The 21,168-nt window shown below is 34.5% G+C and carries 20 protein-coding genes; 18 read left to right on the forward strand and 2 right to left on the reverse strand.

Going from position 1 to position 21,168, the window contains the following annotated elements; translation table 11 throughout:
* The first annotated feature begins 40 nt into the window (after positions 1-40).
* Positions 41-964 carry a branched-chain amino acid transaminase gene (locus GKC53_06000; GenBank protein ID QRN41654.1) on the forward strand — a complete coding sequence of 308 codons (924 nt, stop codon included), beginning with the start codon at positions 41-43 and terminating at the stop codon, positions 962-964.
* Between the two features lies 1 nt (position 965).
* Here GKC53_06000 and waaF read toward each other — a convergent pair whose 3' ends face one another.
* Positions 966-2,009 (reverse strand): lipopolysaccharide heptosyltransferase II, encoded by a 1,044-nt coding sequence (gene waaF / locus GKC53_06005; protein ID QRN41655.1) that lies wholly within the window; start codon positions 2,007-2,009, stop codon positions 966-968.
* Positions 2,010-2,359: 350 nt separating this feature from the next.
* Here waaF and GKC53_06010 point away from each other — a divergent pair, with 350 nt between their 5' ends.
* The 9 genes from GKC53_06010 (at position 2,360) to ubiD (ending at position 11,045) form a co-directional block, all read left to right on the forward strand.
* Complete coding sequence (locus tag GKC53_06010) at positions 2,360-2,971, forward strand: guanylate kinase (GenBank protein QRN41656.1); 612 nt, start codon at positions 2,360-2,362, stop codon at positions 2,969-2,971.
* A gap of 18 nt (positions 2,972-2,989) precedes the next feature.
* Positions 2,990-3,190, forward strand: a complete 201-nt coding sequence (locus tag GKC53_06015) for a DNA-directed RNA polymerase subunit omega (protein ID QRN41657.1) — start codon at positions 2,990-2,992, stop codon at positions 3,188-3,190.
* Between the two features lie 11 nt (positions 3,191-3,201).
* On the forward strand, positions 3,202-5,361 hold the full coding sequence (locus GKC53_06020) for a RelA/SpoT family protein (protein ID QRN41855.1): 2,160 nt from the start codon (positions 3,202-3,204) through the stop codon (positions 5,359-5,361).
* 26 nt (positions 5,362-5,387) lie between these two features.
* A complete protein-coding gene (locus tag GKC53_06025) occupies positions 5,388-5,843 on the forward strand; it encodes a prepilin-type N-terminal cleavage/methylation domain-containing protein (protein QRN41856.1) in 456 nt (151 codons plus the stop codon).
* Between the two features lie 87 nt (positions 5,844-5,930).
* Positions 5,931-6,200, forward strand: coding sequence for a DUF493 family protein (locus GKC53_06030; GenBank protein QRN41857.1), 270 nt, complete (start codon positions 5,931-5,933; stop codon positions 6,198-6,200).
* Positions 6,200-6,799, forward strand: a complete 600-nt coding sequence (gene lipB, locus GKC53_06035; protein QRN41658.1) for a lipoyl(octanoyl) transferase LipB — start codon at positions 6,200-6,202, stop codon at positions 6,797-6,799. The genes GKC53_06030 and lipB overlap by 1 nt, the downstream gene beginning before the upstream one ends.
* A gap of 14 nt (positions 6,800-6,813) precedes the next feature.
* Entirely contained in the window at positions 6,814-7,758 is a 945-nt protein-coding gene (gene lipA / locus GKC53_06040) for a lipoyl synthase (GenBank protein QRN41659.1), read from the forward strand.
* A gap of 21 nt (positions 7,759-7,779) precedes the next feature.
* On the forward strand, positions 7,780-9,141 hold the full coding sequence (locus tag GKC53_06045; protein QRN41660.1) for a signal recognition particle protein: 1,362 nt from the start codon (positions 7,780-7,782) through the stop codon (positions 9,139-9,141).
* Positions 9,142-9,563: 422 nt separating this feature from the next.
* Positions 9,564-11,045 (forward strand): 4-hydroxy-3-polyprenylbenzoate decarboxylase, encoded by a 1,482-nt coding sequence (ubiD, locus tag GKC53_06050; protein ID QRN41661.1) that lies wholly within the window; start codon positions 9,564-9,566, stop codon positions 11,043-11,045.
* A 27-nt stretch (positions 11,046-11,072) separates the two neighbouring features.
* Here ubiD and queA read toward each other — a convergent pair whose 3' ends face one another.
* Positions 11,073-12,095 carry a tRNA preQ1(34) S-adenosylmethionine ribosyltransferase-isomerase QueA gene (gene queA, locus GKC53_06055; protein ID QRN41662.1) on the reverse strand — a complete coding sequence of 341 codons (1,023 nt, stop codon included), beginning with the start codon at positions 12,093-12,095 and terminating at the stop codon, positions 11,073-11,075.
* Between the two features lie 183 nt (positions 12,096-12,278).
* Here queA and aroQ point away from each other — a divergent pair, with 183 nt between their 5' ends.
* The 8 genes from aroQ to GKC53_06095 all read left to right on the forward strand — a co-directional run bounded on the left by aroQ (position 12,279) and on the right by GKC53_06095 (position 20,835).
* Entirely contained in the window at positions 12,279-12,719 is a 441-nt protein-coding gene (aroQ, locus tag GKC53_06060; GenBank protein QRN41663.1) for a type II 3-dehydroquinate dehydratase, read from the forward strand.
* Between the two features lie 20 nt (positions 12,720-12,739).
* Positions 12,740-13,210, forward strand: a complete 471-nt coding sequence (locus GKC53_06065; GenBank protein QRN41664.1) for an acetyl-CoA carboxylase biotin carboxyl carrier protein — start codon at positions 12,740-12,742, stop codon at positions 13,208-13,210.
* 16 nt (positions 13,211-13,226) lie between these two features.
* Positions 13,227-14,579, forward strand: a complete 1,353-nt coding sequence (gene accC, locus GKC53_06070; GenBank protein QRN41665.1) for an acetyl-CoA carboxylase biotin carboxylase subunit — start codon at positions 13,227-13,229, stop codon at positions 14,577-14,579.
* Positions 14,579-15,481, forward strand: a complete 903-nt coding sequence (gene prmA / locus GKC53_06075; GenBank protein ID QRN41666.1) for a 50S ribosomal protein L11 methyltransferase — start codon at positions 14,579-14,581, stop codon at positions 15,479-15,481. The genes accC and prmA overlap by 1 nt, the downstream gene beginning before the upstream one ends.
* Before the next feature lie 109 nt (positions 15,482-15,590).
* Complete coding sequence (locus GKC53_06080; protein ID QRN41667.1) at positions 15,591-16,892, forward strand: amino-acid N-acetyltransferase; 1,302 nt, start codon at positions 15,591-15,593, stop codon at positions 16,890-16,892.
* A gap of 4 nt (positions 16,893-16,896) precedes the next feature.
* Positions 16,897-19,185 (forward strand): DNA internalization-related competence protein ComEC/Rec2, encoded by a 2,289-nt coding sequence (locus tag GKC53_06085; GenBank protein ID QRN41668.1) that lies wholly within the window; start codon positions 16,897-16,899, stop codon positions 19,183-19,185.
* A gap of 52 nt (positions 19,186-19,237) precedes the next feature.
* Positions 19,238-19,957 (forward strand): methyltransferase domain-containing protein, encoded by a 720-nt coding sequence (locus tag GKC53_06090; protein ID QRN41669.1) that lies wholly within the window; start codon positions 19,238-19,240, stop codon positions 19,955-19,957.
* A 23-nt stretch (positions 19,958-19,980) separates the two neighbouring features.
* Complete coding sequence (locus GKC53_06095) at positions 19,981-20,835, forward strand: phosphoribosylaminoimidazolesuccinocarboxamide synthase (GenBank protein ID QRN41670.1); 855 nt, start codon at positions 19,981-19,983, stop codon at positions 20,833-20,835.
* Positions 20,836-21,168: the final 333 nt, after the last annotated feature.

Genomic DNA, 21,168 nt, shown 5'->3' on the forward strand with positions numbered 1-21,168 from the left:
CTTTAAATTTTTAAAGTATTTGATGAATTGGAGTACAATTATGTCTATGGAAGATCGAAACGGCTATATTTGGTATAACGGGGAGTTGGTGGAATGGAGGTCAGCTCAAACACATGTTCTAACACATTCTTTGCATTATGGTATGGGAGTGTTTGAGGGGGTGAGAGCGTATCAAACAGATAAAGGTGCTGCCATTTTTAGATTAGACGATCATACTAATCGTCTATTTAATTCTGCAAAAATTACTAGAATGAATATAGGTTACTCCCGAGAAGAAATTAATCAAGCACATAAAGATGTAGTTAAAGCAAACAAATATAGTTCTTGCTATTTTAGGCCATTAGCGTTTTATGGTGCTTCTAGGCTTGGTATTTTACCAGATGAGAGTTCTGTTCAAGTTATTGTTTCTGCATGGGAGTGGGGTGCGTATCTGGGAGATGAAGCTTTAGAAAACGGGATTACTGCTAAAATTTCTAGCTTTTGTCGTATGCATGTCAATTCTATGATGTGTAAAGCCAAAGCAACCGGAAACTATCTGAATTCTATTTATGCTAAGAAGGAGGCAGTTAGAGAAGGTTATGATGAGGCAATTTTATTGGATCCTCAAGGCTATATAGCCGAAGGTTCTGGGGAAAATATATTCTTAGTTAGTAATGGTAAGCTTTACACACCTTCGTTAGTATCTGCTTTGGATGGTATTACGAGGAACACAGTGATTCGTTTAATACAAGACTTGGGACTTGAGCTGATTGAAAAAGATATTACTCGAGATGAGCTATACCTTGCTGATGAGATTTTTTTTACTGGTACTGCTGCAGAAATTACGCCTGTGAGTCAGTTGGACGGTATTACTGTTGGTAATGGCAAACGTGGTTCTATCACCCAGCAATTACAGGAAGCTTTTTTCGATGTGGTAGCAGGGAAAAATGAGAAATATCAACATTGGTTAACCTATGTTGACTAAACTAGCCATTAGACAATATTATTTTTATTAATTCTTGATGAACATGTTGTGGTTGGATATCAATAAGACTATGATGGTAGCCTTCTGGGCTATCATTTGCATGCCTAATTGGGATATAGCCATCAATTAATCTGATTATTTTTGCACTATTGGAAAGAGGTGGCGTGAACTTAGGGCTTGTGGGACCGTAGAGTGCAACTAGTGGTTTGTTCACGGCTGCAGCAATATGCATCAAGCCTGAGTCATTAGAAACAATACCCTGGCTCAAAGACATAATATCAGCAACTTCATTTAATTTTGTATTTCCTGCTAAGTTAATGCATTGAGATTTTTTATTGATTTGGGTTTTTATTTTGTTAGCAATCGGCCTATCTCTATGACTTCCTAAAATACAAATTCTATAACCATCTTGTATGAGTAAATTACTCAGATTAGCGTAGTGGTAATGAGGCCAACATTTAGCTGGCCCATATTCAGCACCGGGACATATGGCGATAAAAGGCAGATCACTAGAAAAACCATAAGTTGAATTTAGTTTTTTAGTGGTTTTTTCGATATCTGTGTCAGAGACTGATAAACGAGGATAAGGTATTTTTAATTGTTCTGTTTGTGGTTGTTTTTTTTTAGGGAATGCTAAAGCATTATAACGCATGACCATCATAGGATATCTTTCTTTATCTAGGATGCGTAAGTCATTGAGTAAACCATAACGAAATTCGCCCCTCCAGCCAGTTCGGATTGGTATTTTGGCAAAAAAAGGGATTAAAGCGGATTTAAAGGAGTTTGGTAAAATAATCGCTTGCTCATATTTTGAATTTAAGTCAGAAGCTATTTTTTTACGAGCTGTAATACAAAGTTGTCCATGTGTTAATGGCATATGGATGATTTTATTGATTTGAGGCATTTTGGTCAAAATATCCTGACACCAAGCGGGAGCCAATACATCAATGTTACTGTCAGGATACATATTTTTTAAATTTTGCAGGAGGCTATTTGATATCATCATGTCGCCTACCCATGAGGGTCCGATAACTAGTATATTCATAATTATGTTGTTTGATACTGTCATGATTTTGGCCAGGTGAAAATAAACTATATCCAGTATTCTATATCCATATACTTAGAGATTTGACACACTTCAATTATATTCACCAGATTCTTGCGCCATCTTAATGCTGTATAACATAGTTTGTCCAGTGGCAAAGATCATCAACCAGTGTAATTGTGTTATTTTTTAATGACATCACTTTTTTGAGTGAATTCTTGTGAATCCGGTTCATATTTGCAAAGTTAATATTGGATTATGAAAGAAAATAGTTAAAAAATAGTTTTTTATTATACAATTACCTGATTGAATACAAATATGATGATAAGAAATGAGCAGATAGGCAGGTTATGATATTAAGAAAAAAGGGCTTATTATTTGTGGTTTCAGCACCTTCAGGTGCAGGTAAAACTTCACTTTTAAAAAGTATTTTAGAAGAAGATCCTGGTTTAAGTGTAGCAGTTTCACAAACATCAAGACTTCCTAGAGAGGGTGAAGTTAATGGAAGTAGTTATTATTTTACTTCAAAAGCTGAATTTGAAAATTTAATCGAAGAAGACAGCTTTCTTGAATATGCTTTGGTTCATGAAAATTATTACGGAACGAGTAAAGCAGAAGTGGAAAATAAATTAAAACAAGGAAAGCATGTTATCTTGGAAATAGATGTTCAAGGTGCAGAGCAAATTAAAAGGAAACACCATGAGGCTGTATTGATTTTTATCCTTCCACCTTCATTAGCAGTCTTGAGAGAACGCTTAGAAAATAGGAAAACTGATAGCCAAGAAGTAATTGAATTGAGAATTAAAAATGCAAGAGTAGAATTAGAACAGTCTGTTAATTTTGATTATTTAGTTATAAACGATAATTTTGAAATGGCAAAGTCTGATTTACAGTGTATTTTTAGAGCAGAAGAGTTGGCGGTTTATAGAAATCAGGATATATTAAACGATATTTTATATTAACTTAAAAGGATTATAATAATGGCAAGAATTACCATAGAAGATTGTGTTGTACGCATTCCTAATCATTTTGAATTAACTTTAGTGGCAGCTTGTCGTGCCAGGCAGTTGGCTAATGGTGCAACACCGTTAGTGCAGGATGTTAAGAATAAGCCAACTGTAACAGCTTTGCGTGAAATTGCATCAGGTGAAATAACTGCAAGTATACTGAAGAAAAAATAACCATGTCAGGTATGCCTGCGTTATTAGCTGATTATGATGAAGTTACTTTAAAAAGTCTTAATATTCTTTTTAATGAGGTTTCTTATTTAAACGATGAAGAAAAGAATCGTTTGGGGGAGGCGTGTGCTTTTGCTCATCAAGCACATCATGGTCAATATAGAAAAAGTGGAGAACCTTATATTACCCACCCAATTACTGTTGCTACAGAAATTGCTACCTGGGGAGAGGATGTTACTACCTTAATGGCGGCAGTGTTGCATGATGTAATAGAAGATACAGATACATCATTTTCCGAATTGGAATCTTTCTTTGGCGTAGAGGTAGCACAAGTAGTTGATGGTGTCTCTAAATTGGAGAAATTAGCAGGCAAAGACTTCATGGAACTTCAGGCTGAAAGTTTTAGAAAAATGCTTTTAGCGGTGGTTAAAGACTTGCGTGTGTTAGTTGTGAAGTTAGCCGACAGGTTACATAATATGCGAACTTTGGATGTGATGAGGCCAGAAAAGCAAAAAAGGATAGCCAAAGAAACTTTAGAAATTTATGCTGAGTTAGCTAATAGGATCGGGATGAACCCTGTTTATCAAGAACTACAAGATTTATCATTTAAGTATTTACATCCTCGTCGTTATGATGTGATTAACCGAGCTTTAACGGGATGGCGTCACGAACGAGGAGAAATGATAGAAAAAGTAATACGTGATTTTTGTTTACAATTAGTTGCGTATAATGTTGAGGCTACAGTTAAAGGCAATGAAAAAAATCTGTATGGGATTTTTAAAAAAATGCGCGAGCAAAATTTAGCTTTTTCTCAAGTGATGGATATGTATGGTTTTGTAGTTTTAGTCAACGGTGTTTCTGATAGTTATCGAACTTTAGGTGCCTTACACAATTTGTATAAACCTAAACCTGGTTCTTTTAAAGACTATATAGCAATTCCCAAGAATAATGGTTTTCAGAGTCTACAGACTACATTAATCAGTCCTTTTGGGTTACCTATTGAAGTACAAATAAGAACCTATGAGATGGATAAATTGTCTGAGACTGGGCGTTCAAATGTTAAATTATTTAGATTGAGGAAAACAACCAGCGAGAATTCAGCAGATATTAGAACTAAGCAATGGTTTGAAACAATTAAAGATTTTCAAGAAGAAAGTGATAGCGCAGTAGAATTTTATGAAGATGTCAAGAAAGATTTATTTCCTGATGAATTATATGTTTTTACACCTAAAGGAAAGATAATTGTTTTACCTAAGAAATCTACGCTGGTAGATTTTGCTTATGCCATACATACTGATATTGGTCATCATTGCACAGGGGCAAAAGTTAATGGTATTTCAGTTCCTTTACGTTATCAATTACAATCTGGTGATATTGTTGATATTAAAACTAATCCAAAGGGTAGCCCTAATCCATTATGGTTAAGTTTTGTAGTCAGTGGGCGGGCAAGGAGTGCTATTCGTAGTAAATTGAAAAATATGAATCGTGAAGATGCAATTAGCCTGGGTGAGAAATTATTACAAAAAGTTTTGGTGGATATTTTACCAGAAGATGTTATTTTTTCAGAATGCCTGAAGGATAAATATATTGAATATCTACGTGGTAAAAATATGGCATTTGCAGATATATTATATGAAGTGGGGATGGGGAAAACTTTGCCCATTAAGGTAGCTATGGACATAGCAGAATTAGTGGGACGTTGTAAGGGTCAGGAAGTTAAACTTAGTCCCATTACTATTGCAGGAATTTCTTCACGAAAGGTTAGTTTTGCTAATTGTTGTTATCCAATCCCAGGGGATGATATGAAAGCAGTTTTAGTTAGAAATGAAGGACTGATTGTTCATAGGAAAGAATGTTCTAATTTACAAAAATATCCTACTGAAAATCAACTAGATGCTATTTGGGAAGATTTATCTACTACTAAAAAATTTAAGGTTAAAATAGGAATTAAAGCAAGAGAGGCGCAAGGGTTATTGGCTCAAATTGTTAATTGTATTTCTTCGAGTCAAGTTAATATTGAGTTTATAGACATGCCATCTTCTGAGGAAGGTGTCTACGATGGTCATATTAAATTTGTTTTCAGATTAGAAATTCAAGAAGGACTACCGGTATTAAGTAATGTGATTAAATCAATCGAAAAGATACCACAGGTGATTAGTGTGAAACGAGAATAATTTATGTTATAAACAAGGCTAATTTTATGATAAAAAATGTTAATAATAGAGGATTCACACTGATAGAAATAATAGTCGTATTGATTGTATTAGCTGTTATTGCAACATGGGGGATTGCCTCCTTTCAAAAGTATACCCAACGAGCGAAACTGATGGCAGCAAAAAGTGCAATGTTGGAGAATGCTAATTATCTGGAAAATTTTTATAGTAAGTACTATCGTTATAATAATCGAGCAGAATCTGGTAGTACTTGTTTATGGCCAGTCTTACCTAAAACTAAAATACCTGGGTTTAACATTGCATTTAGCACTTCAGCACCAGTAAGTTGTCAAACACAATCCTATATAATATACGCAATACCGGATGAGCAATCTCAAAATAAGCGAAGTAGTTATCTTAAAATGGATGAAAATAAAAACATCGCACTTTGTGTTTCCCAAGGGACAGGGAACAAAGATATGGATGAATGTGATGTTTTTTAAGTATTATAGTAGTATTATAGTAGGACGAAGTATATGAGTGATAGGACAGAAGAGATTACTGTAGAAGAAAGTGAATCAGAGTTAAAAATGGCCTCACAGGAGGAATCTCTAATAGAGTTTCCTTGTCGCTTTCCTATTAAGGTCATAGGTATTAGGCATGAGGATTTTTCCAATCAGTTATTAGAAATTATTCAACTGCATGATCCTAAATTGACTTTGGTAGATGTTAAGGTTAGAGAGAGTAGGAAAGGAAATTATTTGGGTGCAACAGTGACTGTGAATGCTGAAAGTAAAGCACAACTAGATGCTATCTATCTATCCCTAACAGGACATCCTTTGGTGAAAGTGGTTATTTAATGAAAATTAAATATCTGGGGCGGCAAAAATATGAGCCCGTTTACCGGGCGATGTGTGATTTTACAGATAGTAGAACCTCTGATACTGAGGATGAGCTTTGGGTATTAGAGCATTTTCCAGTTTTTACGCTGGGAAAAGCAGGAAAGATGGAACATTTATTGCGTGAAACTGATATTCCTGTGGTAAGAACAGATAGAGGCGGACAAATTACCTATCATGGTCCGGGGCAATTAGTTGTCTATACGATGATTGATTTTATGCGTAAAGCTATTTCAGTTCATGAATTAATTAACCGTATAGAGATGTCTGTTGTGAAAACCTTGCAAAACTATGCTATTGTTGCCAATAAGGATGATGCAAGACCCGGTGTGTATGTTGGTGAGCAAAAAATAGCATCTTTAGGATTGAGGATAAGAAATAATGGCACTTATCATGGTTTGAGCTTGAATGTTGATATGGATTTGAATCCATTTGACTACATTAATCCTTGTGGTTATAACGGGTTAAAGATGACACAAATAAAAGATTTATTAGTGACTTGCCCACCGATGGGTGAAGTAGCTAAAAAGTTAGTACAATATTTACAAATTATTTTATAGTTGGAAGGGAAACAATGAATTCAGATAAGAGGGGTATTAAATTAAAGGGAGCTGATAAAGTTGCTAGAATCCCTATTAAGATTGTTCCTCTTGAGGAAAAATTAGAAAAACCTGAATGGATTCGTGCTAAATTTCCTACGGGAAAAAAGTATATAGAAATTAAAAATATTCTAAGAGAACAAAAGCTTTTTACAGTCTGTGAAGAAGCTAGTTGTCCCAATATTGGAGAATGTTTTAGTAAAGGCACAGCTACCTTTATGATTATGGGTGATATTTGTACTAGACGTTGTCCTTTTTGTGATGTTGGGCATGGTAGACCTAATCCACTTGATCCAGAGGAACCCAAACATTTAGCCCATTCTGTTGAAGTCATGAAATTAAATTACGTTGTGATTACTTCAGTAGATAGAGATGATTTGCGAGATGGAGGTGCTCAGCATTTTGTTGATTGTATTACCGAGATTCGACAAGCACGGCCAGAAACAAAGATTGAAATTTTAGTACCTGATTTTAGAGGCAGACTGGATAAAGCGTTAGATGTTTTATCTGTAACACCACCTGATGTAATGAACCATAATTTGGAAACTGCACCTCGTTTGTATAAGCAGGCAAGACCAGGAGCAGATTATTATCATTCTTTAAATCTACTGAAAGAATATAAACGTAAGAATCCTAATATTTTAACTAAATCGGGTATTATGGTCGGTTTGGGTGAGACAGATGAAGAAGTGATTCAAGTGATGCATGACTTACGTGCACATGATGTGGATATGATTACTATCGGTCAGTACCTACAGCCTTCCGTAAGTCATTTACCTGTGTTGCGTTATGTACCACCAGCACAATTTAAAGAATTTGAAACGATTGCTTATCAACTAGGATTTAAGCATGCAGCTATTGGTGCCATGGTGCGTTCCAGTTATCACGCCGATATTCAAGCAGGAGCCTCTGGTCTATAGGATAAAGGAAAATAGAGAATTATGTTAAAGAATTTATCAGATCGTTTAGGCAATATTGTTAAAACCATTCGTGGCAATGCAAGGTTAACTGAAGATAACATTACAGATGCGTTGAGAGAAGTAAGAATTGCTTTGCTCGAGGCAGATGTTGCTTTGCCTGTGGTTAAACAGTTTATGAATAATGTGAAAGAAAGAGCCTTAGGTAAGGAGGTGGTTGGGAGTTTAACGCCAAGTCAAGCTTTTATTGGAGTAGTAAGTGATGTCTTAACTGAAATTATGGGGCAAGAGAATAGTTCTTTGAATCTATCCGCAGTCCCACCAGCGGTTATTTTGATGGCTGGATTGCAGGGAGCTGGCAAAACTACTACAGTTGGTAAATTGGCTAATTTATTAAAAAATAAAAATAAGAGTAAATATAAAATTTTAGTTGTATCTGCCGACGTTTATCGACCAGCTGCAATAGAGCAGTTAAAGTTATTAGCCGATCAAGTGGGCGTAGATTCTTATCCATCAGATCCATTACAATCGCCTGAAGAAATTGTGGCACAAGCTTTGGATTATGCTAAAAAACATTTCTATGATATTTTGATGGTAGATACAGCAGGTCGTTTAGCTATTGATGAAGAGATGATGTCTGAAATTAAAAAGTTGCATCAAATATTGCATCCAGTTGAAACACTATTTGTTGTGGATTCTATGTTGGGGCAAGATGCGGTTAATACAGCAAAATCTTTTGATGAGGTCTTAGAATTAACTGGGGTTATTTTAACCAAAATGGATGGTGATACCCGAGGTGGTGCCGCTTTGTCAGTTAGACACGTTATCGGAAAGCCAATTAAATTTATAGGGGTGGGTGAAAAGATTAATGGATTAGAGGCCTTCCATCCTGATAGGTTAGCCGATAGAATTTTGGGGATGGGTGATGTGTTGAGCTTGATTGAAGATGTGCAACAAAGCATCGATCAGGCTGAAACAGAAAAAATGGTTAAAAAGTTGCGTAAAGGGCAAGGTTTTGACTTAAATGATTTCCAAGTTCAATTGAAACAAATGAAAAATATGGGCGGTGTAGAAGCCATTCTTTCAAAATTAGGTGGTATGGGTGATATTGCCCAAAAAATACCAGAGGGTATGGCAGAAAAAGCTATGTCACAAACAGAGGCGATTATTAACTCTATGACACCTAAAGAAAGAGCTAATCCTCTGATTTTAAAAGCTAGCCGTAAACGTAGAATCGCCCAAGGTTCAGGTACAAGCGTACAAGAAGTCAATAAATTATTAAAGCAATTTGATCAAATGCAGAAAATGATGAAGCAGTTCGGAAAAGGTGGCGTGGGTAAAATAATGCGTATGGCTAAGAGTATGAAGGGCGTGTTACCCAGATAGTTTTTAGAATTTATTTAAGTTTATAAAGTATACAGTATAGATATTTGGGGGGGGATTTTACACTTTTGGTATGTGCCTGTTAGGAATATATGACTGGTAAAGAGTGATAAATTCTACTAGTAAATTAATGAAAATTTAAGCACCATATTTGTATTGGTGAACATAAGTTAAGTAAGTAGTATTTTATGATTATGGTTAGGTAGCAGAAGTTGAATTAGTAAAAACTAGCTATTGTCTGGGATCAGTTTTTTCATAATATTTATCACTAATCCCAATTATTATTGCAAGCTATTTTAGTTTTGGCTTTAGCATGAATCAGTATCAGGATTAGATAAAAATTTAGTTCTATAGCAGATAATTTTTTTTGTATGCACTATTGATGCATAGTGAATCTAAATTAGTACATGAAATGGATGTATCTCATGAAATATCAAGATTTAAGAGAGTTTATTATAAGACTTGAAGATCAAAATAAATTAAAAAGAATTTCAAAACCTATTTCAACTTATTTAGAAATGACTGAAATTTCCGATCGAGTGCTCAGAAAGGGCGGGCCTGCATTATACTTTGAAAACCCGGTAGGTAAAGACCAAAAAGGGTATGCTTATCCCGTTTTGACTAATCTATTTGGTACTGTCGAACGGGTAGCTATGGGAATGGGTGAGGATGATATCACCCAATTAAGAGAAGTAGGTCGAATATTATCTGAACTACGTGAGCCCAATCCCCCTAAGGGATTAAAAGATGCGTTTTCTATGTTGCCTCTGGTTAAAGAAATCTGGAGTATGACACCACATCTTATTAAAAAAGCACCTTGTCAAGAGGTTGTGTATGAAGGTGATGAAGTTGATTTAATGTGTTTGCCTATACAATATTGTTGGCCAGAAGATGTAGCACCTTTGATTACCTGGGGATTAACTGTTACCAGAGGCCCTCATCAAAAAAGACAGAATTTGGGGATTTATCGTCAGCAATTATTAGGAAAAAATAAATTAATTATGCGTTGGTTAGCACATCGGGGGGGTGCACTGGATTATCAAGCTTATCAAAAGCTTAATCCGGGAAAGCCTTATCCAGTATCTGTAGTATTAGGTTGCGATCCAGCGACCATATTGGGTGCTGTAACACCAGTGCCAGATAGTCTGTCTGAGTATCAATTTGCTGGCTTATTAAGGGGCAAAAGGACGGAATTAGTACAGTGTATTGGTAATGATTTACAAGTACCTGCAAGAGCTGAAATTGTTTTAGAAGGTGTAATTTATCCAGATGAAATAGCATTAGAAGGGCCTTATGGAGATCATACAGGATACTATAATGAACAAGATTACTTTCCTGTGTTTACCGTACAAAGAATGACTCAGCGAAAAAATGCGATTTATCATAGTACTTATACGGGCAAACCACCCGATGAGCCGGCTATTTTAGCTGTGGCACTTAATGAAGTTTTTGTTCCCTTGTTACAAAAACAATTTCCTGAAATAGTAGATTTCTATTTACCATCGGAAGGATGTTCTTATCGTATGGCACTAGTGAGTATTAAAAAACAATATATCGGTCATGCTAAGCGAGTGATGATGGGATGTTGGAGTTATTTACGCCAATTTATGTATACTAAATATATCGTAGTAGTTGATCATGATATTAATGTGAGAGACTGGAAAGAAGTTATTTGGGCCATTACTACACGGATGGATCCGGTACGGGATACCACACTAATAGAAAATACGCCGATTGATTATTTGGATTTTGCTAGCCCAGTTAGTGGTTTAGGGGGGAAGATGGGGTTGGATGCAACGAATAAATGGTTAGGGGAGACCAATAGAGAGTGGGGGCGTATGATACAAAAAGATCCACAAGTGGTTAAAAAAATTGATGAAATATGGCAAGATTTGGGGTTAAATTAAGCAATTATTTTAATTTCTTTAATATTATTACTTTTTTCGAGCGAGTAGCATACAGTCACCATAACTAAAAAAACGATATTGATGTGAAATAGCATGTTGATAAATGGTTCTTATTTCATTAAGTCCAGAAAAGGCACTGACTAATATTAGAAGGGTTGATTTTGGTAAATGAAAATTAGTAAAGAGGCGATCAACAATTTTAAATTGATAACCAGGTTTAATAAAAATATCAGTATCGCCTTGGAGTATTTCGATTTTTCCAGATTGACCACTACTTTCCAAGGCTCTTAAGGATGTTGTGCCAACAGCACAAATAGATTGTTGATTGTCTATTGCTTCATTGAGTATTGTTTGTGATTCTTTGGGAATTGAAAACCATTCTGAGTGCATATGATGCTTATTAATATCTTGTACTCGTACAGGTTGAAAAGTACCTGCACCTACATGTAATGTAATCTCGACTATTTTAACGCCTTGATCTTTTAGTTTTTTTAAGATGTGTTCAGTGAAATGTAAACCAGCAGTTGGTGCAGCAACAGCACCTATATTTTTAGCAAAAACAGTTTGATAACGATTTTCATCTTCTAGATTGGCTTTTCTTGCGATATATGGTGGTAAGGGAAGGTCGCCTATATCTTCTAAAATATCCCAAAGGGTATTTTGAGGATCAAATCTTAGGTGAAATAAATTATCATAGCGGTTAATAACATTAGCTGTTATGTCATTGTCAAAATTTAGTTGTTGACCTATGTGGGGACTATTAGATGCTTTAATTAGACAATAAGCCTCATGAATATTAATAACACGTTCCACCAATACTTCAATGCGCCCCCCAGACTTTTTTTTACCTTTTAAACGAGCTTTAATCACTTTAGTGTTATTGATTACCAATACATCATCTTTTTTAAAATAATGCATAATTTGATCGAACTGACTGTTAATAATAGATGAGTTTTGATGGATGAGTAATTTACTAGATCCTCTTTTTTGAGGGGGATATTGAGCAATCAGCTCCTGCGGTAAGGTAAAGTCAAATTCATCAATATTCATAGGGATTAGAAAACAGAAATTATAAAAATGTTTTTGTAGATTTAATAAGGATTACAAGTTATGTGATCATCAGGTTTTACATTCAAATATGTTCATATTATTTTAGTGAGCTTAATATTTTACTAGACATTTAGGGTTATTTTAAGCGAAAATGGCGTTATTTAGTTAAATTTATTGTTAAAGATGAAAAAAATTTTAATCATCAATGGCCCTAATTTAAATTTATTAGGTTCCCGTGAACCAGAAGTGTATGGATCAGATACTTTAGATTCAATTAACCAAAAATTATCTGATTTAGTAGTTAACTTGTCAGTAGATTTAACTTTTTTTCAAAGTAATGCTGAGCATGAGATTATAAATCAAATTCATGCGGCTCAAGGTAAGCAACAATTTATTATTATTAACCCAGGCGCTTTTACTCATACAAGTATCGCTATTCGAGATGCTTTATTGGGGGTAAGTATTCCTTTTATTGAGGTACATTTATCAAATATCTATAGGCGAGAATCTTTTAGAAAACATTCTTATCTTTCGGATGTTGCATTAGGGGTGATTTCTGGATTAGGTCAGGATGGTTACAGGTATGCCTTGGACTATGCGATAAAAATGATTACAAAAGATTAAAGTTGTAGCAAAGGACAAAAATGGATTTGCGTAAAATTAAAAAATTAATTGATTTAGTAGAAAAATCAGGTATTGCTGAAATTGAAATCACAGAGGGTGAGGAGAGTGTGAGAATATCAAGACAGCAAGTTACTTATGTGAATTCTCAACCCCCTGTGCAATACCAGGCACCTGCTCAAACGCCTGTTGTTGCTAATATAGATACTTTTGTTGATAGTGATTTGCAAGATGATACTAAATTACCAGAATATAAGGAAGAGGATATCTTTAAATCACCTATGGTAGGTGTTTTTTATGTTGCACCAAGTCCTAATTCAAAACCATTTGTAGAGGTAGGACAAAGAGTAAACCAAGGTGATATCCTTTGTATTATAGAAGCAATGAAATTGATGAATGAAATTGAAGCTGAAAAATCAGGGGTGGTCACTAAAGTTTTAGTTCAAAACGGGGAGCCTGTAGAATATGGTGAACCGTTATTTATCATCTCTTAATGAATTGAGTTAGGTTATGTTTAATAAAATATTAGTTGCGAATCGAGGCGAAATCGCTTTGCGTGTCTTAAGAGCCTGTCGATTGTTGGGTATTCATTCTGTAATGGTTCATTCTGAGGCAGATAGTGATGCTATCTACGTTAAATTAGCTCATGAGTCGGTATGTATAGGACCTTCACCATCCTCTAAAAGTTATTTAAACATTCCTGGTATTATCGCGGCAGCAGAAGTGACTAGTTCGGATGCCATTCATCCAGGATATGGATTTTTATCTGAAAATGCAGATTTTTGTGAACAGGTAGAAAAATCTGGGTTTACTTTTATTGGCCCAGATGCAGATACTATTCGCTTGATGGGAGATAAGGTTTCTGCCAAAAAAGCAATGTTGGATGTTGGTGTGCCTTGTGTTCCAGGTTCTGATGGGGTGTTACCCAATGATCCTGATGAAATTATTAGAATAGGTAAAGAAGTTGGTTATCCTGTTATTATTAAAGCATCTGGTGGTGGTGGTGGACGTGGAATGCGCGTTGTTAGGGGGGAAGAAGATTTATTGAAGAGTGTTGAAATGACCAAAACAGAAGCGATGATTGCTTTTGGGAATCCAGAAGTTTATATGGAAAGATATCTAGAAAATCCTAGACATATAGAAATTCAAGTGATCTCTGATCAGTATGGTAATACTATTCATTTGGGAGAGCGTGATTGTTCTATGCAGAGGCGCCATCAAAAAATTATTGAGGAAGCACCAGCACCAGGTATTACTAAAAAACAAAGAGATAAAATAGGTGCAACATGTGTAGAAGCTTGTAACAAGATAGGTTACAGAGGTTTAGGTACTTTCGAATTTTTATATGAGAATGGTGAGTTTTTCTTTATCGAGATGAATACTCGAGTTCAAGTAGAACATCCTGTAACTGAATTAATTACTGGGATTGATATTGTTAAAGAACAGATCTTGATTGCAGCAGGAGAAAAATTATCTTATCAGCAAGACGATATCATTTTTCGAGGCCATGCCATAGAATGTCGTATTAATGCAGAGAACCCTTACAATTTTAGACCAAGTCCAGGTTTAATAGAAAGTTATAATGTTCCAGGTGGCCCTGGGGTGAGGGTAGATACGCATTTATATCAAGGCTATAGAATTCCTTCACATTATGATAGTTTAATTGCTAAATTGTGTAGTGTAGGTGATGATAGGGCTATTGCTATTGCCCGTATGAATGTTGCGCTATCTGAATTTATGATAGAAGGAATTAATACTAATATACCTTTGCATAGGGATTTACTATCTAACTCAAAATTTGTACAAGGTCAGCAGTCTATTCATTATTTGGAAAGATGGTTGGCTGAACGTAAGGAATCTTAATGTCTCTACAAGAATTAAAAATAATCTTAGGTTCAGAAAAGGCGGAGGAATTAGCAGATGCACTTTTACAAAGAGGTGCTTTAAGTGTTGGTATTGAAGATGCTTATGCTAACACGAATGAAGAACAAGCCTTGTTTGATGAACCGGGAGAAATGATACCAGGGCAGACAATCCAACTCTGGGATAATAGCTTAGTGTTATCTTTATTTGAGGATAGTGTATCGGTAGAAATACTGGCTACAGAATTATTACAGGAGCTACGTATTTCCGAAAAAATGATGCAAATAAGGACAATAGAAGACCAAGATTGGGTAAGATTAAACCAGTCTCAATTTGACGCTATCCCTGTATCTGAGCGGTTGTGGATTGTTCCTTCTTGGATAGAGAAGGTAGATTCGGCTGAATGTGTGATTCATCTAGATCCTGGCTTGGCTTTTGGTACAGGATCTCACCCTACAACCTATTTATGTTTGTCATGGTTAGATAAAAATTTGTCTAAAAATCAATCGGTTTTAGACTATGGGTGTGGTTCTGGTATTTTAGCTATTGTTGCAAAAAAATTAGGTGCAGAACTTGTGGTTGGGGTTGATATTGATGCACAGGCTATTTTGGCCAGTAATGAAAATGCAAAAAAGAATGGCGTTAAAATAGACTTTTTTTTACCTAAAGATTTTAAACAAGAACAAACCTTTGATGTAGTTGTTGCCAATATTTTAGCCAATCCTTTGCGATTATTAGCGAGTATGTTAGCTAATTATGTTCATTTAGGAGGTAGGCTTGTATTGTCTGGTATTTTAAAGTCACAACAGGAAGAAATTATACAAATTTATCAAGAGTGGTTTGACATTGGCGTGTATCAAGAAAAGGAAGGCTGGATTTGTTTGGTGGGGGTAAAGAAGTAAAACGGCCTATTAATTTTGTTGAAAACTTTCATTTGTAAATTGATTTTTTAATGATAAATTGACTAATTTATGCTATTTTCATAGTCAAAATACGACAGCTGAGATCACAATGACTGTATCTGAATTTTTTGGCCAGGATTTTGTAAAGGTTTTTAGAGAAGCCGGTCCTTATATTAATAATTTGAAGGGTAAAACTGTAGTTATTGGTATTAATAGTTATGTTGTTGAGGAGTATTATTTAATAAGTCTGCTCCAGGATATTAACTTATTAAACAGCTTAGGAATGAGACTGGTTATTGTCTTTGGTGTATATAAGCAGATAGAGGAAGAATATCAACCTGATATAGGTAGTTCTATTAATAAAGAACAAATGCAAACTATTAAGGAGTTAGTTGGTCGGGTACGGATCGATATTGAGTCGTATTTAAGTATTGGTTATGGCAATCTATCTGTATCGAGAAGTGAGGTCAATGTACTAGGTGCCAACTATATTTCAGCTAAATCCAAAGGTGTTATTGGTGGTCAAGATAGTGAACATTTAGGAGAAGTTAGAAAAATTAATCTTGGATTAATGAAAGACCATTTGGAACAAAGAAATATTATTTTAGTCAATCCGTTAGGATACTCAGTTAGCGGAATGAGTTATTATATTCCAATGAGTGAAATGGCAACTGAGATAGCTATTTCTCTACAAGCAGAAAAGTTAGTTTTCATTACAAGGGCAAATGGTATTGTTAATGTGCAAGGGGAGATTTTGAATAATTTAACTTTAAATGAAGCACAAAGAGTAATGCAAGAGACAAAGCAACATACTGATATTATTAAAATATCACATTCTATTAATAGAGCATTATCTTCTAATCAGGTAAAGAGAGTTCAATTAATCTCCGGTTTGGAGCAAGGCAGTTTGTTATCAGAATTATTTACTAGAGATGGTGTAGGAACTTCAATGTCATATTCATCTTTTACCAATATTAGGTCAGCAAATAGTACAGATATTCCTACACTTTTACAGATTATTAATCCTTTAGTAAAGAGAGGATATTTATTACCCAGATCCAGAAGTTATTTTGAGGCACATATTAATGAGTTTTTTGTGATTGAGTATGATGAAGTGATTTATGGCTGTGTACAGTTCAGATCATATGAGGGACATAGTGCAGAGTTAGCTTGTTTGTCTGTACTCGAATCAGCCCGAGATCAAGGTTATGGTGAGAAACTATTGGCCAGAGTACAAGAAGAAGCTAAAATCAAATATAAGACTAAATTATTTGCTTTGACCACGCAAGCAGGTGATTGGTTTAAAGAACGAGGATTTGTGGAGGTTTCTTCCAAGGAACTACCAGAAGTACGATGGTTAGAGTATCATTCCTCTAAACGGCAATCAAAAATTTTTTTGAAAACATTATAACATTATGCAATATTTGCCTTTATTATGCCTGGGTATAATAGGGGCGTTTTTTATACCTGAATATCTTATATCATTTAAACTGTTTTTAGTTTTTATATTGATTTTATTGATAATTTTATCATTTTTTTATCAATCATTTAGATGGTTGTTATTTATACTACTGGGGTTTTTTTATGCTTTGTTTCGTATTGAGGTTAATCTACAATCAAGAGTAAATGATGGGGATAGTTTACTAGTAGGTGTGCCTCTGTCCATTGAAGTAATCAGTATTCCTGAAAAAAATACCAATTATCGTCAGTTCTATGCCAAAGTTTTAGATCAAGATAAACCATATGATAAGTTACTAGTTAAGGACTTTACACGACAAGATTGGCCACTAGGCAGTCGTTGGCATATTGAAGCAAAAATCCATTCTTCCATTGGTCGAGTGAATTTAGTTGGTTTTAATAATGAGGTATGGTCATTAGCCAATGGCATAGATGGTTATGCAAATATTCAAAAGGTTAAAGAAAAATTACCTGATCCTTTTTTTGATAATGCATGGCTACAACATGGGGTTAATAGAATCAGGCTCATAGGACTTAAGAGAATAGAAAATTATTATCCTCAATACCCCAATGGTAGTGCTTTAGTTGCTTCTTTATCGTTAGGGTATCGAAACTATTTATCAGATGATAATTGGGATGATTTTAAATCTTTAGGACTTTCTCATTTAATTAGCATTTCAGGTTTACATGTAGGGATTGTTGCTTTTTTATGTAGTTTATTGATATTGTTGATAATCAGATTATTAATTTTTTCAAGAAATTACCATTTTTTACCTTCAAATCCATTACGGTGGATTACTGTATTGAGTTTTTTTGGGGCATTTTTTTATGCCTTGTTGTCAGGTTTTTCAGTGTCAGCTCAAAGAAGTATTACTATGCTTGGAATAATCGCCTATTGTATTGTTTCACGAAGATATTTTTCTGCTTGGCAAATTTGGTGGTTGGCACTAACGGCTGTTTTATTTTTCGATCCGATGAGTGTACTATCAATCGGATTTTGGTTATCTTTTCTATTGGTAGCTAGCTTATTATTGGTTTCTTACAGTTCTTACACTAAGAAATATCAAACTTATCTCAGGCATTTCTTAAAAGCAGAATATGCAACAACTATGGCATCTATCATTCCAGTCATGGTATTTTTTAATACTGTGCCAATTTACAGTTTTTTAATTAATTTGGTAGCTATTCCATGGTTTTCATTTGTATTAACACCTTTGTCTCTAGTAAGTATTTTATTGCCTTTTGAATTTTTTTTACAGATGACAATAACTTTATCAGAATACACGATGCAGTTATTACATTTTTTATCTGCTTATATGAGTGTGATAACGATACCCAAATTACCTATTGCTTTGATAATATTAGGTTCAATTGCAATATTCCTATTAATTATTCCTAGGGGGTTAAATTTAAGGCTGTGGGCATGTATTATATTATTAGGAATTTTTACATTTCAACCCAGAAAAATTTTACCCAATGAGGTAGAAATTACGGTATTTGATGTAGGACAAGGGTTATCTTTACTAATACAAACACGTGAACATCAACTACTATACGATACCGGTGAACGATATATGTACCAAGATTTGGTGCGTAACTTGTATGCTAAGAGTATCAATAAACTAGATTTTTTAATATTATCTCATCATGATAGTGATCATGATGGTGCTTGGCGAGATTTGAGTCACTCTTTGTTGATAAAATCCATTTTTGCAGGTCAACCTGAAAATTATAGAGATTCTGGTGTAGCACAAATAGCTTTTTGTAAGGCATCTTACGCATGGGATTGGGATGGAGTACATTTTGAGTTTTTAACACCATATACACAACAGGATAAAGTATCAAAAAATGATAGGAGTTGTGTGCTAAGAGTTGTTACTAATAATCAAGCAATATTAATTACTGCTGATTTAACATATAAAGGAGAAAAAGCACTTATCAGTCAATATGGAGATAATTTATATTCTAGCGTATTGGTTTTAGGTCATCATGGAAGTGAAACGTCGAACAGCGAATTATTATTAGATACAGTTGAACCTAAATTTGCAATTGTATCTTCCGGTTATAGGAATCGTTTTAATCATCCTCATCCGAGGGTCATGAAAATTTTAGAAAACAAAAATATACCGGTCTACAGAACAGATAGACAGGGTGCCATAAAAATTCTTTTATCAGACAGGATTCTGGTCGAACCAGTGAGAAAGTATAAACCTTTTTGGCAAAAAAAACCAATGGCTGCAGAATAATTAAGATAGAATAGTAAATCGGTTAATTTATGATTAAGCGTGAGCATAGGTTATGAATAAGATAGAGTATTGGCTGACAAAAGATTCTATAGGGCGAGATCTATTTGCCCAAGAATGTGAATTCCTACAAAAGATTGTGAATCGTTTATCAGGGAATGATCATTTCTTGTTGGGATTAGGGCCTGTTAATATATTTCAATATATTAATTTATATTCCTTACATACAGGTATCTATGTCTCTGAAAGTATGCCATGTGATGTTGTTTCTTCTTATACATATCTTCCTTTTGATGAAAATAGTGTTGATATATTAATTTGTCATCATGTATTAGAATTTTCTCAGGCAAAAGATTTATTAATTAGAGACATTAGCCGTATTTTGAAGCCTGGAGGTAATCTTGTCGTTTGTTCATTTAACCCACATAGATTATGGCTTATCAATCCAAAATGGGAAGGGGATACGATTTTTTACAAGAGAAATTGTATGAGTATACGTCAGTTAAGAGAGGAAATCGAAAATAACTCTATGCAAGTTATTGAAGGGCAATTTATGTTTTATACCCCATTGTTTGGAAGTTGTTTTAATAGTGGGCGGATTGACTTTTTAGAAAAAGTAGGAAATAGATGGTGGCCCAATTTATCTAGTATTTATGCTTTGGTTGCAAAGAAAAAGGTATCAAAGTTTATAACAAATCCAGTAGGAAATAAACTACTAGACACTAGACATATTGGGTTGGTTGCCTTAACGAGAAAATCAGATCAACTATCTTAAAATAGTAAGTGGAAAGAGAAAAGATGAATATTGAATTAGAAAAAGTTTATTCAGGGAAAGTGAGAGATTTATATCAAATTGATGAAAAAAGATTATTGATGGTTGCTACAGATAGATTGTCTGCATTTGATGTAGTTTTTGATGATATGATTCCGGGGAAAGGGGAAATATTGACACAAATGTCTAATTCATGGTTCAGTTTTTTCCAGGAAGATATACCTAATCATTTTACCGGAGAGAGTGTATACAATATCCTATCCGAAGAACAAGCTAAATTATTTGAAAAAAGAGCAGTAGTGATTAAAAAATTAACACCTGTTAAAGTAGAAGCTGTTGTAAGAGGATACATTGCAGGAGGTGGTTGGAAAGAGTATCAACAAACAGGAATGATTTCAGGTATTCATTTGTCTAAGGGATTAAAGTTAGCACAAGAATTGCCTGAAGTTATATTTACTCCTTCCACTAAAGCAGAGGTAGGGGATCATGATGAAAGTATTGATTTTCAGACTATGAGTAATCTGATTGGGGTTGATTTAGCCAAAGAAATTAGCACAAGGTCAGTGCAATTGTATCAAAAAGCTTCTGAATATGCTAAGACTAAAGGTATTATCATTGCTGACACTAAATTTGAATTTGGTATAGATGAAAATGGTGTGTTGACATTGATGGATGAGGTTTTGACACCAGACTCAAGCCGTTTTTGGGATATTAATACTTATCGAGTTGGGCAAGAGCCATTGTCATTCGATAAGCAATATATTCGTAATTGGTTAGAATCAATTGATTGGAACAAGAAACCACCGACACCTCAACTACCCAAGGAAATCGTTGAACAAACACAAAAGCGTTATCAAAAAATTTATGATTTGTTATTTTAGTATGAATATTGCACTTCAACATATTTGAATTGAGTCATTGGGGACTGGTGCAAATTACTCTTGATAAAGAGGTAAAAGTACTCTTTATCAAAAGGGTGTTACTCAGTCATTTCTCAAAATAACGGGTATTCAAGACAATATTCAATTTTTGAATATCCCCCTCACTCGCATTGCCCCTTAACTGCTAAATATTTTTTAGTCAATAGTCCATATGGATCTATGGTTTTCAGATCGTTTATAGTTAGCATTGGTGAATTATTCTTGGTACTGGACTCTAATACTACTTGTTTATTCTTATCGCTTGGATTCACCAGTGGCAATTCTTATTTACTC

The sequence above is a fragment of the Neisseriaceae bacterium genome (assembly GCA_016864895.1).
Lineage (GTDB): Bacteria > Pseudomonadota > Gammaproteobacteria > Burkholderiales > Neisseriaceae > QFNR01.